The following is a 14,144-nucleotide window of genomic DNA, read 5'->3' as shown; positions in this document are numbered from 1 at the left end:
TTTAAAACCCGACTCTGGGCGCGATTAGGAATTGAAAACACCCACTGGATCGATGTCATTTTCCAAAAATCTCAATCTAGGATTGGGCGTCCAAACCCTTCATAAAGGCACGGAATTTGTTTTCGATATGCACTTTCATGACTTGGCCAAGCATGTCGCCATCGCGGGATTGTAAGTGCTCCATCATGGTTTCATGCTCCGCGATGGCCGCGGCCCAACGCTCGTCAGATAGATTGACCATAAACCGTGCCCGCTGAATTCGCGCCGCTAAAAGCTTGTGGTGGTCTTCTAGAATTTTGTTTTTGGCTCCGCCAATCAAAGCTTTATGAATGGCCTGATTTTCTTTGAAATAGCTGGGGCGATCCTGTGCTTTATAGGCGGATACCATCGCCTTGTGCCGGGCCTCGATCCCGGCAATGTCGGTGTCGCTCAAATGAACGCAGGCCAGCTCTCCGGCCAGTTGCTCTAGCCGTGCTATGACCGGAAACGTGTCTTCCAGTTCTTGGCGCGTCACCTCTGCAACGCGGGCCCCGCGATTGGTCTGAAGGACTACAAACCCTTCGGATGCCAGCACCTTTAACGCTTCTCGAAGCGGAGTGCGGGAGACGCCAAAAGCTTCGCAAAGTTCTTTCTCGGGAACTTTTTCGCCTGGCTTCAGCCCGTCCTCAATCACCAGGTTGCGGATTCGGTCCACGAGTTCTTGATGAAGCGTCGGGCGTTTGATCGTTTCTGCTAAAGTCATACCTGCACTCTAGCCTCTTAGTGCTTGCTCTAGCAAGCGGGCGACATGGATCGCACGCCGGGCGCTGGTACCTGATATTTGGTGACGGCAAGAGGTTCCATCCGCAACAATAATTGCGCCGGGCGGTGCGGCATTGAGCGCCGGAACCAGATCCAAATTTGCAATTTCCAGCGAAATATCGACAGTCTCGGGCGCATATCCAAATGCCCCAGCCATCCCGCAGCAACCGCTGTCGATCAGGGTAACATCGGCTTCCGGAATACGCTGGAGCAGGTCCAGAACGGGGGACATCGCGCCATGCGCTTTTTGATGGCAATGCCCGTGGACATAAATCGGTTGCTTCAGCGGCCGAAGCGGAAGTTTTGGGAAATTGACCATATATTCTTCAAAACTATAGGTCAGTTTGGCCAGCGCTTGGGCATCCGGGCCCGGACAAAGCCCAAGAAATTCGTCCCGGAACGTATAGATCGACGAAGGTTCGAGTCCGATGACGGGAACTCCTGCGGTGACAAAAGTCTTGGTGGCCTTGATGATGCGCTCTGCCTCTTTGCGGGCCTCGTCGACGGCCCCGATCGCCAGCAAGGTGCGCCCGCAATCCAGCGCTTTTCCGGTGCCGTCTTGGGCCACCGCGACGCGCAATCCGGCAGCCCGTATCACCCGCAACGCGGCACGCAGGTTCTCGGGTTCGAAATGCCGATTGAACACATCTGCAAAAAGCAGCACATCTGGATTTGCATCCATGGCTTCGTTGTCGCGGAATGGATCAGAGGACCAAACGGGCAGATCACGGCGATGGGAAACACCGACAAGCTTTTCCGTCCACTTGCGGATGACGGAGATTTTGTTTCGGCTGTTCAAGAGCCATGCGAACTTGCTGGCCATCGGCGCGTAGCGCGGTAGAAACCCGACAAGCCTGTCGGCAAGCGATGGTCCATGCGCTTTGTAGCGGGCGGCGAGAACCTCTATCTTCATGCGCGCCATATCAACGCCTGTGGGGCATTCGCGGCTGCAGGCCTTGCAAGACAGACAATATTTCATTGTTTCGGCCATCTCATCCGATCCAACCCCGCCGGGGATTTGGCCGCTGATGGCAAACCTCAAGGTGTTCGCACGGCCCCGTGTCACATCACGTTCGTTGCGGGTGGCGCGAAACGAGGGGCACATCACGCCGCCCTTTAGCTTGCGGCAGGCCCCGTTGTTGTTGCACATCTCGACCGCGCCTTGAAAACCGCCCGCGGCTCCGGGCCATGCCGACCAATCGAGTGCCGTTTCAAACTCACTCACGCCGTAATCCGGCCCATAGCGAAACAAACGACGATCATCCATCGCGGGCGCGTGTACGATCTTGCCCGGATTCATCAAACCGCTCGGGTCAAAACGTGTTTTGACCTCTTCAAAAGCGGAAACGATCCGCCTGCCAAACATCTTCTCATGGAACTCAGAGCGTACGATCCCATCCCCATGCTCGCCCGAATGGGACCCCTTGTAGTGCTTGACCAGATCAAACGCTTCTTCGGCGATGGCCCGCATGGTTTTGACGTCATTATCCTGACGCATGTTGAGGACAGGGCGCACGTGCAAACACCCAACCGAGGCATGGGCATACCACGTCCCTTTGGTGCCATGCCTAGCGAAAATATCAGTCAAACCTTGTGTATAGGCGGCCAGATCCGGCAAAGCGACGGCGCAATCCTCAACAAACGAAACAGGTTTACCCGCCTCTTTCATCGACATCATAATATTCAAACCGGCTTTGCGGTACTCGGCGATGGCCCCCTGCAGGGCTGGATCGATAACCGGAAGAACACCGCCCCAAGCCGCCCCTTGCGCACCAAAGGAATAGCCCAGATCACCCATTAGCTCCGCCAGTTCACCAAGCTTTGCAGCATTGGCTGCGGCGCTGCCTTCGGCGAATTCCACCAACAAGACCGCTGCGGGTTCCCCTTGAACAAAGGCCTCGATTGTTGCGCGAAACAAAGGTAAATCACGACCAAGCGCGATCATCGTATCATCGATCAATTCGACAGCCTGCGGATGCAATGTTACCAAGTGCTGCGCGGCATCCATCGCCCCGTCGAAGGTCGAGAAATGGCAAACGCCGATCACTTTCTCTCCGGGCAATTTCGCAAGGCTCAGTTCAAGCTCGGTGAAATACGCCAGCGTCCCTTCAGATCCGACCAGAAGATGCGCCATATTTACGTCATCGCCGGATAAGGCATCGATGTTATATCCTCCCACCCGGCGTTGAACATTCGGAAAACGCGCATTGATTTCAGCCGCCTCCCTTTGACCCAATGACCGCATATCCGTGACAAGATCCGCATAGGCCCCAGAACCAGCCGAGGTATCAAAGCGTGCTTTTGATCCATCCGGCAGGAGCGCTGAAATCGCACGAACATTGTCACGCATAATCCCATATCGCAGTGACTTGCCGCCCGACGAATTGTTGGCCGCCATGCCACCCAAGGTGCAACGTGATGCAGTGGAGGGGTCAACAGGGAACCACAAACCATGCGGTTTGAGCGCCCGGTTCAATTCATCCAGAACCACCCCGGGATCGACCTTCGCCGTCATCGCATTCGGGTCGATATCGAGAACACGATTGAGATGGCGTGAATTGTCGATAACGATCCCTGAATTCACGGTTTGACCACATTGCGACGTGCCACCACCACGGGGCAAAATGGGCACATCTTCGTCGCGGGCAATCTCCATTGCCGCCTCGATATCTTGCACGGAGCGGGGCACGACCACCGCCTGCGGCACCATCTGATAGATCGACGCATCGGTCGCATACCGCCCGCGCGAGGCGGGGTCAGTCATCACCCCACCCTGAATTGAAGAGGTTAAGCGTTTGGAAAGGCGTATATTTTCTTGCATGTGTGAGGCCATTTTTCCTTCGCAACTCCTGATCTGGTTTGCCTGATGTGGGCGCGGGTTTTCGGTTGACATAATTATGAATTCATAATTATGTTTTAGCAATAGGTATTCGAGGCCACTAGATTGTGGCCGGTGAAAGGACAAATTCGATGCGCCAACCGGGCAGACATTTCTTGCAAATTCCAGGCCCCAGCTCGGTGCCGGACCGCATTCTCAAAGCCATCGGCCAACAGACAATCGATCATCGTGGGCCGGACTTCGCTGACGTCGGGAAAGCGGCGCTGGATGGTATGAAAACCATTTTTAAAACCAACCAGCATGTCTTTATTTTCCCGTCATCAGGCACCGGTGCTTGGGAAGCTGCCTTGGTCAATACCCTCTCTCCGGGGGATAAGGTGTTGATGTTCGAAACCGGCCATTTTGCGTCAATGTGGAGCAGCATGGCTCGCAAGATCGGCTTCACCCCTGAGGTTATCGAAGGTGATTGGCGCGGCGGTGCTGAACCTGACCGCATCGAGGCCCGGTTGCGGCAGGACACGCACCACGAGATCAAGGCCGTCTGCGTGGTCCACAATGAGACGTCGACCGGATCCGTTTCCCCGATTGAAGAGATCCGCAAAGCCATTGATGCCGCAGGCCATCCGGCCTTGTTGATGGTGGATTCTATCTCTGGCCTTGCTTCGATTGATTTTCGTTTCGATGAATGGGGAGTGGATGTCTGCATTTCAGGATCGCAAAAGGGCCTGATGCTGCCACCGGGCCTAAGTTTTAATGCTGTCAGTGAAAAGGCATTGGAACGCGCCAAGTCCGTAACCATGCCCCGCAGTTATTGGGATTGGCACGATATGGTTGGGCCAAATTCCAACGGGTATTTCCCTTATACTCCGTCCACCAACCTGCTTTATGGCCTGAACGAAGCCATTGAGATGCTGCATGAAGAAGGGTTGGATCAGGTTTTTGCCCGCCACGCCCGCCATGGAGCTTCTACCCGCGCCGCTGTGCGAGCATGGGGACTAGAAGTATTATGTGCCCGTCAGGGGGATGAATCCGGCGTGCTGACTGCTGTGTTGGTCCCAACGGATTATTCAGCGGACAATTTCCGGGCGACGACACTGAAACACTACAACATTTCACTGGGCAACGGCTTGTCCAAGGTGGCTGACAAAGTGTTTCGCATCGGGCATCTGGGCGATTTCAATGACTTGATGCTCATGGCCACGCTCTCGGGCGTCGAAATGGGATTGGAAAAAGCAGGTATTCCGCACCAATCGGGGGGGGCACAAGCGGCACTGGATCACCTAAAGCAATCGACAACATGCCCCTCTGATACGCAAAACTCCTAGGTGTTCAATCCTAAGGGATTTTGGCCCACTCCATTTTAGTGAATGGAAGAAAAGGTTTTGGGGTTAGGTCGTCATTTCAGGCCGTGGCGCTACCGAACAATACGGCGATCACAAGCTTCGAACGCGGGCACAAAGTGGCACCAATCCCGCCTGCGTTCGATCCACCGAATAATTCGCCATAGACTCGTTAAACCGGGGATTCACGGTTTAAATCAGACGCGATAGCTTGAGAGAAAGAGCATTTGGAAACCAACGGCGAGCAAGACCAAGGGCTAACCAAACTTTACCCAAGTCCTCGTTTAAGCCACATTCCTGTCGCCTGCGATTGGGCTTTTCCAGCCTCGCGCTGAATGTCGGCGGCGCGGATTGTAGATCCCGTCAATGCATTCGAAGATTGCCACCTCAGCCTGCCGCAAACCTGTCCAAGATGACGGGACCGGTTAATACTCCGCTCGGGTCGGGGCCTTGTCCCTCTTAGGTGTGCAACTGCTTATATCAGCGCAAACCCTGATTGAATTCAAAACATGAATCACGTCTTCCCAAGGTTTGAGCACCAAATCTGACACGGATGCGCCGACCCAATTGTACCGGGGTTTACTCCTCTGCCGGAGAGACGGCCCGCTGATAGAGATGCCATGTGGCGTGGCCAAGGATCGGCAGGGTAAAGATCAGGCCCATAAACGCCGGAACCAGCGACAATAGCATGGTTGCCGTGATGATAGCTGCCCATGAGAGCATGACCATGGGATTTTCTGTGACGACGCGAACGGACGTGAGTATGGCGGTAACGAAATCGATGTCCCGGTCAAGCAGCATGGGCATGGCCACGACGGTCACTGTGAACAAGACTGCTGAAAGAACAGCACCGGAGCACGTGCCAATTGCAAGGAAGGTCCAGCCCTCTGTCGTAAACAGTACGGTATTGAAAAACCCGTCTAAATCCGAAAAGGATGAATCCTGCAAAACGATCACCAGCACAATCCTGAACTGGTAAAACCAGATCCACAAAACGAAAAGGGTGACAAAGGCCATCCAACCCATTTCACGCTTGCGTTGGTTTGCCATGACGGTGAGGATGTCCGACCAGCCGAAACTCTCTTCTTTCTGCAACCGGCGGGACATTTCATAAAGACCGGCGCAGGCGAAAGGCGCGACCAAAGGAAAGGCGATCGCGGCGGGAATAATCATCCAGATCTTGCCGAGCCAGACAAGGCACCAGACAAACAGGATGCCGAAAACTGCGTAGAACAGGCCGAAGAATCCGCTGATGACAGGGCGCGCCAGAAAGTCTGAAAACCCGGCCTTCAGCGACGCGGTGATGTCCTCTGCGGTCACTTTGTTGACCTTGGGCATACCGGGCTGTTGCGGAGCCAGATTGTTCGGTGGTTTAGGACCTGCAGTTTCGGATGTCATGAACAATTCCTCCCAAGATCTGTTAGCGCGCAGATCCGTGTCGCGGTTGACCCAGCGGGCAACCGAAAACCCCTATCCACCGTCAAGTTTGCATGAGGTCGTGCAGACGGGCAAGTGGCGAAGATTGCAAAGTCCACATCTTGGCTGGCGATCCAACGTGTATCGAACGTCCGCACCACTGCAATCAACTTGGCCGAGCGTCGCCACCGCAAGAGTTTATGGCAACTTTCGTCCGGCAATCTTTGCATGATCGTTTGCGCGAAAACGGATGATCTTGACCGGCGCAATCATAGGGGCAGGGTAGCCGGCGAACATCGACAACAGTTGGAGCGACTTGATCGGAATTGCCCTGCCTCGACCCGCTAAACCCACGGAGTTATCCAAAACCCCAGCCATTGCCGCCGGTGGTGCCACAGGCACGGCAAAAAGCGATTATTGCTGCGAACTTGGGCAATGATCATCGCGCGGATTATTGTCTGCATATTTAGTGCCAACGAACACTATTGTTACTCATATGTGTCGGTTCCCAGTAGAAGGCATATTTGAAGGCCTGTTTGAAACAGACGTTTATGAAGGGAGGCGGAAGGCGGCTCTCGCGGCTGTGGGGCGCTTGCGTCGGGGAAAATCCCTAGAGCCCGGTTGATCACACGTTGGTCTGGATCCAACCGCACGCGCGCCACGCTCAGGGTGCCCGATGGATAATTTTACAGCGCTGTTTTGGGGGCAGCCCTGAGATTTATGAGTTGATTTTTTCTGCTTTGGCCACATTGCGCAACACCTTGATGAAGCTATCCGGCGTAACAGATATGCTGTCGATTCCGTAGTCGACGAGGACACGGGCGAAAGTCGGATCGTTGCTCGGTGCTTGTCCGCAAAATCCGACTTTTGATCCTGCCTTATGCGCTTCTTTGATCACCGTTTCGATCATCCACAAAACTGCAGGATCATCCTCTCGAAAGAGCGACGCCAATTCACCGGAATCGCGATCGATACCCAGCGTGAGCTGTGTCAAGTCGTTGGATCCGATGGAAAATCCATCAAATCGTGTGGCAAATTCTGCTGCGCGAACCACGTTTGACGGTATTTCGCACATCACATAAATCTGTAATTTGTCGCGCCCGCGAACCAAGTTGTGTTCGGCCATAACCGCAAGTACGCGGTCGGCCTCTTCCGGTGTCCGGCAAAAGGGGATCATCACAATGACATTGTCAAAACCCATTTCTGTGCGCAGACGTGCTATCGCCTGACATTCCAGCGCAAACCCGTCGCTATATGCAGCGGAGTAATAGCGCGACGCCCCGCGAAAACCGATCATCGGGTTTTCTTCATTCGGCTCGAAAGAACGCCCCCCCAACAGTTCCGCATATTCGTTTGTTTTGAAATCGCTCATGCGGACGATCACAGGTTTCGGGTAGCAGAAGGCAGCAATGCGTGACAGACCTCGGGCCAGCCGGTCCACAAAATAGGCTGGTTTACTGTCGTAGCCCGTGGTCAGATCTTCAATCGCCTGACGCTGCGCCGGGTCTGTGATTTTGTCGAAATGCGCGAGCGCCATTGGGTGAACCCGAACTGCGCTGTTGATCACAAACTCCATTCGAGCCAGACCGACGCCCTCAACCGGCAAGCGCCACCACCGCAAGGCGGCCGAAGGATTGGCTAGATTTAGCATCACTTTGGTCTTCGTGGTTGGCAATATGTGCAATTCTTCCTCAGACACTGTGATCTCGGAAATGCCCGAGGTGATCACGCCTTCTTCGCCGCCAGCACAAGAAACGGTGATGTCCTGTTCGTCATGCAAGACGTGAGTGGCGTTGCCGCAACCGACGACAGCCGGCAAGCCCAATTCGCGGCTTACGATTGCTGCATGTGAGGTTCGCCCGCCGTGATCGGTGACAATAGCGGCTGCTCGTTTCATAATGGGCACCCAGTCAGGATCAGTGGTGCTTGTGACCAGTACGGATCCATCGACAAAACGATCAATATCAGCCGCATTTTCGATGATACTCACCTGTCCGGCGACGGCTGCGTCTCCGACGCTCATGCCGGTCAGGATCACTTTGCCGGGGTCTTTTACTGTATAGGATTTAAGCGCACCAATATCGGCATTTGACTGGACAGTTTCTGGCCGTGCCTGAACGATATAGAGGGTTCCAGTCGAGCCATCACGCGCCCATTCGATGTCCATCGGTTGACCGTAATGCGTCTCAATGATCTTGGCCTGTCTTGCCAGCGACAGTATCTCGGCGTCATTGAGGACAAATTCCCTGCGTTCCGCCTTGGAGGTCGGCACGTTGCGGGGCATACCATCACGCCCGTAGATCATCTTGATCTTTTTTGCGCCTATCCGCTTTTCCAAGATGGGTATTAGTTTGGGGGTGTCGAGAAAGGGTTTGAACACCTGATATTCGTCAGGGTCCACCGCGCCTTGCACCACATTTTCACCAAGACCCCAAGCTGCGTTGATCAGCACTGCATCGGGAAAACCGGATTCCGTATCGATCGAAAACATTACACCAGACCCACCGGTGTCTGCCTGCACCATTTGTTGTATCCCGACGGAAAGGGCGACTTTTTGGTGGGCAAATCCCTGCATCTGGCGATAGGAAATCGCACGGTCAGTGAAGAGAGAGGCATAGCAACGTTTGCAGGCCACCATCAGCGCGTCCTTCCCAGTGATATTGAGAAAGGTTTCTTGCTGACCGGCAAAGCTGGCATCCGGCAAGTCTTCTGCCGTCGCACTGGACCGGACAGCAACGGCGACGTTGGTCTTGCCTGCTGTTTCACAAAGGGCACGGTAGTGATCGCCTATCGCCGTTTCTATGTCTTTGGGCCATTTGCCACCCAGAATGAGTGAACGGGTTGCCTCGCCGGTTTGATGCAATGTGGCCTTGCCGGTTGCCAGTTTTTCCAACGCCGCGTCAATGCGGTCGTTGAGGTCATTCGCTGCCAGATAGGCGCGAAATGCATCGGAGGTGGTGGCAAATCCGGGCGGGACTCGGATGCCTTTTTCCCCAAGGGCTCCAATCATTTCGCCCAGCGAAGCGTTTTTGCCTCCGACGATCGCAATATCGCCACGCGTCACATCTGAAAAGTTCATCACAAAGAGAAGGGGCTTGGCCATGGTGATTTCCTAACGCTAGTGCTTTCGGACAGAGTACTGGAAAAAACACCGACGAATTGACATGGAGCAAGTTCGCGATCCGAGAGACAAGTTTTTTTGGCAACATCGACATTGCCGCGCCGAGCTGATGTTGACCTGCATCGAGGATGTTGAACCAGCAGGTTACAAGTACGTCTTTGCTAAATCTGGCCAGCTCAATAGCGCACTACAGTTTTCCAAAGAGCGGCGGTTTGATCTGCATTAAGGTGCACGCGGCACAGATTCGTCACTTTTGCAGTGAACTTGGGCAACCTAGTCTGATTGGACGAAATGGCTAAATCAATTGAAATGGCGTATGCGCGCTCCGTCGCGGATGTTGCAGCGGCTTTGAATACCGATCCAGAAGTGGGGCTGGGTGCGAAAGCCGTTGAATTGCAAATGCAGCGCTATGGTCCAAACAAGCTGCTTCGTCAGGAAAAGAAAAGCGTCCTGCGCATCCTGCTGCATCAGTTCAAGGGTTTCATTGTCTGGCTGCTTGCTGCGGCAGCGGCTCTGTCGTTTGCCTTTGGTGATCTGCCCGAAGGCATGGCGATCCTTGTCGTTCTTGTTATCAACAGCGCCATCGGTTTTTTCACTGAACTTCGCGCCGCCCGCTCGATGGAGGCGTTGCTCGGACTCGCAGAAGTCCGCGCCCGTGTGCGCAGGGATGGGTCCATAAAACAGGTCGACGCGCAGGAGCTGGTCCCCGGTGATGTGGTCATTCTCGAGGCTGGGGATGTGGTCACTGCTGATCTTCGGATCATAGAGGCCTCGAACCTGCAAATCGACGAGTCCATACTGACAGGGGAGTCAGTACCGGTCGCAAAAAACACTGAGGTGACGCAGGCCGATGCCTTGATAGGGGACCGTTTCAGTGCGGCGTTCAAGGGCACGGCGATTACGCAGGGAGCGGGTGAGGGCATTGTCGTCGCAACCGGGATGGCGACCGAGATTGGTCACATCAGTGCGCTGGTTCACGGTGCCAAGAGCGTGGCTGCGCCATTGGAACAGCGGCTTGACCGGCTTGGGCATCGGTTGGTCTGGTTGACGATTGCGCTTGCGATGGTAACGGCCGGTTTGGGCATCTTGCGCGGCCATCCGGTGTTGGACATGGTTCAGACCGGCGTTGCCCTTGCTGTGGCAGCTGTCCCCGAGGGGTTGCCCATAGTTGCGACGCTGACTCTTGCGCGGGGCATGTGGCGGATGGCGCAACGCAATGCGCTGATCACACAGCTATCCTCGGTAGAGACGCTGGGAGCGGCGACAATCATTCTAACGGATAAAACTGGAACGTTAACCGAGAACCGGATGACGGCGGTGCGCTATTTGTTGTCAGGTCTGGATGTTGAAGCCAAACGCGGCAAGAGTGAATTATCATTTGTGACCAAGGGGATGGACGTATCTCCAAAAGGGGAAAAGCGGCTAAGCTGGGCGCTGCGGATTGGGGCGCTTTGCAACAATGCATCTTTGGGTGCCGGAGCCGATGGGCAATCGGGTGATCCGATGGAGATCGCCTTGCTTGTTGCCGCGCGGGATGCTGGCACCGCGCGCGACGACATACTCAAGACGCACGAAGAGCTGCGGGAATACGCATTTGATGCGGACACCAAAATGATGGCCAACGTCCACAGGCGAGACGATGGCTATGACTATGTTGTTAAAGGCGCGCCAGAAGCCGTGATGGCCGCGTGCAATTCAGAACTGGGCCCCGATGGTCCATGCGCTTTGGATCAAGACCGGCGCACAGACTGGGCCGCACGAGGTGCCCTTGCTGCCAAGGACGGCCTTCGCTTGTTGGCGCTGGCCATGAAACAAGATGTCTCTGCTGACGCAGAACCTTATGAAGGCCTGACGCTTGTCGGGCTGGTCTGTTTGCAAGACCCCTTGCGTGACGGTGTTCGTGACGCGATCCATGCCAGCCGCCGGGCTGGTGTACGCGTTGTGATGCTTACAGGAGATCACGCAGATACCGCAGAGGCCATCGCTCACGAGGCTGGCCTTGGAGAGGGAGAGCTGGCAGTGATTGAGGGACGCGAATGGCAGAAGATCGAAACGGATACGGAAGACCCGACAGTTCGTGCCCGCGGGCTTGCGGCTGACGTTTTTGCCCGTGTTACACCCGCAACCAAGCTTGCTCTTGTCAGTCTCTATCAGCAAGCCGGGCATGTGGTGGCTATGACTGGGGACGGGGTGAACGATGCGCCCTCTCTGAAAAAGGCGGATATCGGCATTGCTATGGGCCAGAGGGGAACTCAGGTCGCGCGTCAGGCTGCGGATATGGTTCTTAAAGACGATTCCCTTCATTCGATTATCGATGCCATGCGCCAAGGGCGTGTGATATTCGCCAACATCCGCAAGTTTGTTGTCTACTTGATGTCCTGCAATGTTAGTGAATTGCTTGTCGTCGGACTTGCCTTTGCCATTGGTTTGCCAACGCCGATCCTGCCGCTCCAAATCTTGTTCCTGAACCTTGTTACCGATGTGTTTCCGGCCTTCGCGCTTGGGTTGGGGAAGGGCGATGACCACGAAATGGAGCGGCCGCCACGCGATCCCGAAGAACAGATATTGGACCGTCCACGCTGGATTTTGTTGGGGTTGCTTGGAGCAGTGATCACATTGGTGACGCTTGGTGCATTCGGACTTGCACTTTTTTGGCTAAAGGTATCGCCCGCAGCAGCGGTAACAGTGGCATTCCTGACGCTTGCGTTCGCACAGCTTTGGAATGTCTTCAATGTTCGTAGTCCCGAAAGTGGGATGTTGCGGAATGACGTGACGCGCAACCGCTATGTTTGGGGCGCGCTGGCGCTTTGTCTGGGCCTGATCATCGCGGCGCTCTGGCATCCCGGTTTGTCCGGACTTCTGGGGCTGCCATATCCCGGCATTTCAGGGGTTGGATTGGCCGCAGGCATGAGCTTGTTGCCGTTGATTTTTGGGCAAGCTCTGCTGGCGACAGGTGGTTTTGATTGGCTTGTCCGGTATGGTCAGCGCGGGAAGTCCTCAGTTCATGCAAATGCAGACAGGCCCGTTTGAATGCAAAATGGAAAAATTGGCTCTCAAACTGGACTGAAAAAACAAGCAACGAATTGGCATTAAGGACCAAAGAAATTGAAATTCCGAAAAAAGCGCTTCAGAAAAATCACATGAAACCGCGATTATTGCTCCTCTTGTATCTGTTCGCAGTCACGTTACCGCTGGCCGTTTCACGGCTCGTCGGCGGGCCTCCACGTGTGTTTTGGCAAGAGCTTGCCTCTGGTCTTGGAATTCTTGCATTTTCAATAATCCTTGTGGAATTCGTGCTATCGGGCCGTTTCAAAAGTATTTCGAATGGTGTGGGTATGGACGTGACTATGCGGGTTCATCAGATGATGGCGCGCATAGCATTGGTTTTTGCGCTGCTGCACCCTTTGCTTTATCAAGGCACGCCTTCTGGTGGCCCACGCCCTTGGGATCCGACGCGGCAACTCACTATCACCACTGACCTTGCCTCTCTTTCAACGGGCATTTTGGCATTTGTGCTTCTGCCCAGCCTTGTTCTTCTTGCGATCGGCCGCACACAATTAGACTACAAATATGAAACTTGGCGCTTGATGCACGGGATTGGAGCCCTCTTGATAGCGGCACTTTTGCTCCACCATTCCGTCTATGCCGGGCGCTATGGATCACAGCCCGCAATGACTTGGCTATGGTCGGTCATGACGGGCGTTTCGGTTGGATCACTCATTTACGTTTACCTCATTCAACCTTTGCGAAAATTGAGACGTCCATGGCACGTTATATCCGTCACCAGATTGGCGCAAAAGCAATGGCAACTGACAGTTTCACCAAAAGGGCATGCGGGCCTTGATTACCAAGCAGGGCAATTTGTGTGGTTGAATGTAGGCCACAGTCCCTTTTCAGTTAAAGAAAATCCATTCTCAATTAGTTCCGCACCGAATTCCGGACCTGATGTTTCTTTTATCATCAAAGAACTGGGTGATTTTAGCCAAACAGTTGGTCAAATAGAAATAGGGTCGCGTGCATATCTCGATGGTCCATTTGGCAGCCTGACTGTAGAGGGGCGCACCGAACCGGGGATCGCGTTTATTGCGGGCGGTGTGGGTATTTCCCCCTTATTGGGGATTGTGAGACAAATGCGCCTTACCAAAGACCCACGTCGGGTGAAGCTAATATACGGAAATAGGGTGGTCGACCAAATTGTTTGTCGGCAGGATTTGGATCTTGAAGATGTTACCTACGTGCTGTCGGAGCCACCGGAGGACTGGGAAGGAGAGGTTGGTCTCATAGATACAGCGCTCCTGGACCGTGTTTTCTCGTCACAGGAAAAAAAAGAGTGGCTTTTTGTGATGTGTGGCCCCGCTGTAATGATGGACCTAGTAGAAGGCTACTTGGTGTCGTCCGGAACTCCGTCCAATCGCATCCTGTCCGAAAGGTTCGACTATGATTAGGCTCAGGACGGCTTTGTTGCACAAATCGGCTGCGGGGATTCATGTCGCGAATCCAGTGTGATAGCAGGCGGTCATGAGCAGCTGGACCCCGACGAAGTACAAGACCACAAACTGGTCGTCTTACAATGACAGCTTGAAGCAGCGCGGATCGTTGTCGATCTGGTTTGATCCGGAGATGGCTT

The 14,144-nt window shown here is 54.4% G+C and carries 7 protein-coding genes and 1 pseudogene; 4 read left to right on the top strand and 4 right to left on the bottom strand.

Annotated elements, in window-relative coordinates:
* Nucleotides 1-76 precede the first annotated feature (76 nt).
* A complete protein-coding gene (locus C8N36_RS22450) occupies nucleotides 77-742 on the bottom strand; it encodes a GntR family transcriptional regulator (RefSeq protein ID WP_097806806.1) in 666 nt (221 codons plus the stop codon).
* Nucleotides 743-751: 9 nt separating this feature from the next.
* Nucleotides 752-3,565, bottom strand: a complete 2,814-nt coding sequence (locus C8N36_RS22445; protein WP_245911034.1) for an FAD-binding and (Fe-S)-binding domain-containing protein — start codon at nucleotides 3,563-3,565, stop codon at nucleotides 752-754.
* 206 nt (nucleotides 3,566-3,771) lie between these two features.
* Between C8N36_RS22445 and C8N36_RS22440 the strand changes: the two genes are divergently transcribed.
* The gene (locus C8N36_RS22440; RefSeq protein WP_097806807.1) at nucleotides 3,772-4,965 is read left to right on the top strand and encodes a pyridoxal-phosphate-dependent aminotransferase family protein; all 1,194 of its coding nucleotides are present in this window, start codon (nucleotides 3,772-3,774) and stop codon (nucleotides 4,963-4,965) included.
* Nucleotides 4,966-5,559: 594 nt separating this feature from the next.
* Here C8N36_RS22440 and C8N36_RS22435 read toward each other — a convergent pair.
* Nucleotides 5,560-6,378 carry a DUF2189 domain-containing protein gene (locus tag C8N36_RS22435; protein ID WP_097806808.1) on the bottom strand — a complete coding sequence of 273 codons (819 nt, stop codon included), beginning with the start codon at nucleotides 6,376-6,378 and terminating at the stop codon, nucleotides 5,560-5,562.
* Between the two features lie 736 nt (nucleotides 6,379-7,114).
* The gene (gene ppsA / locus C8N36_RS22425; RefSeq protein WP_097806810.1) at nucleotides 7,115-9,499 is read right to left on the bottom strand and encodes a phosphoenolpyruvate synthase; all 2,385 of its coding nucleotides are present in this window, start codon (nucleotides 9,497-9,499) and stop codon (nucleotides 7,115-7,117) included.
* Between the two features lie 309 nt (nucleotides 9,500-9,808).
* On the opposite strand from ppsA, the gene C8N36_RS22415 reads away from it, so the two are divergent.
* The 3 genes and pseudogenes from C8N36_RS22415 to C8N36_RS22405 form a co-directional block, all read left to right on the top strand.
* Nucleotides 9,809-12,547, top strand: a complete 2,739-nt coding sequence (locus C8N36_RS22415; protein WP_097806812.1) for a cation-translocating P-type ATPase — start codon at nucleotides 9,809-9,811, stop codon at nucleotides 12,545-12,547.
* Nucleotides 12,544-13,962: a ferredoxin reductase family protein gene (locus C8N36_RS22410; protein ID WP_097806813.1), complete on the top strand. Its 1,419-nt coding sequence runs from the start codon at nucleotides 12,544-12,546 to the stop codon at nucleotides 13,960-13,962. Before C8N36_RS22415 ends, C8N36_RS22410 begins: the two co-directional genes overlap by 4 nt.
* Before the next feature lie 73 nt (nucleotides 13,963-14,035).
* Nucleotides 14,036-14,144: pseudogene (locus C8N36_RS22405) on the top strand (IS5/IS1182 family transposase); the annotation flags it as partial.

This window comes from Pelagimonas varians (assembly GCF_003208435.1).
In the GTDB taxonomy this organism is placed as follows: domain Bacteria; phylum Pseudomonadota; class Alphaproteobacteria; order Rhodobacterales; family Rhodobacteraceae; genus Pelagimonas; species Pelagimonas varians.
The sequence above is the reverse complement of the archived record's forward strand: the minus strand, read 5'-3'. Positions and strand labels throughout refer to the sequence as shown.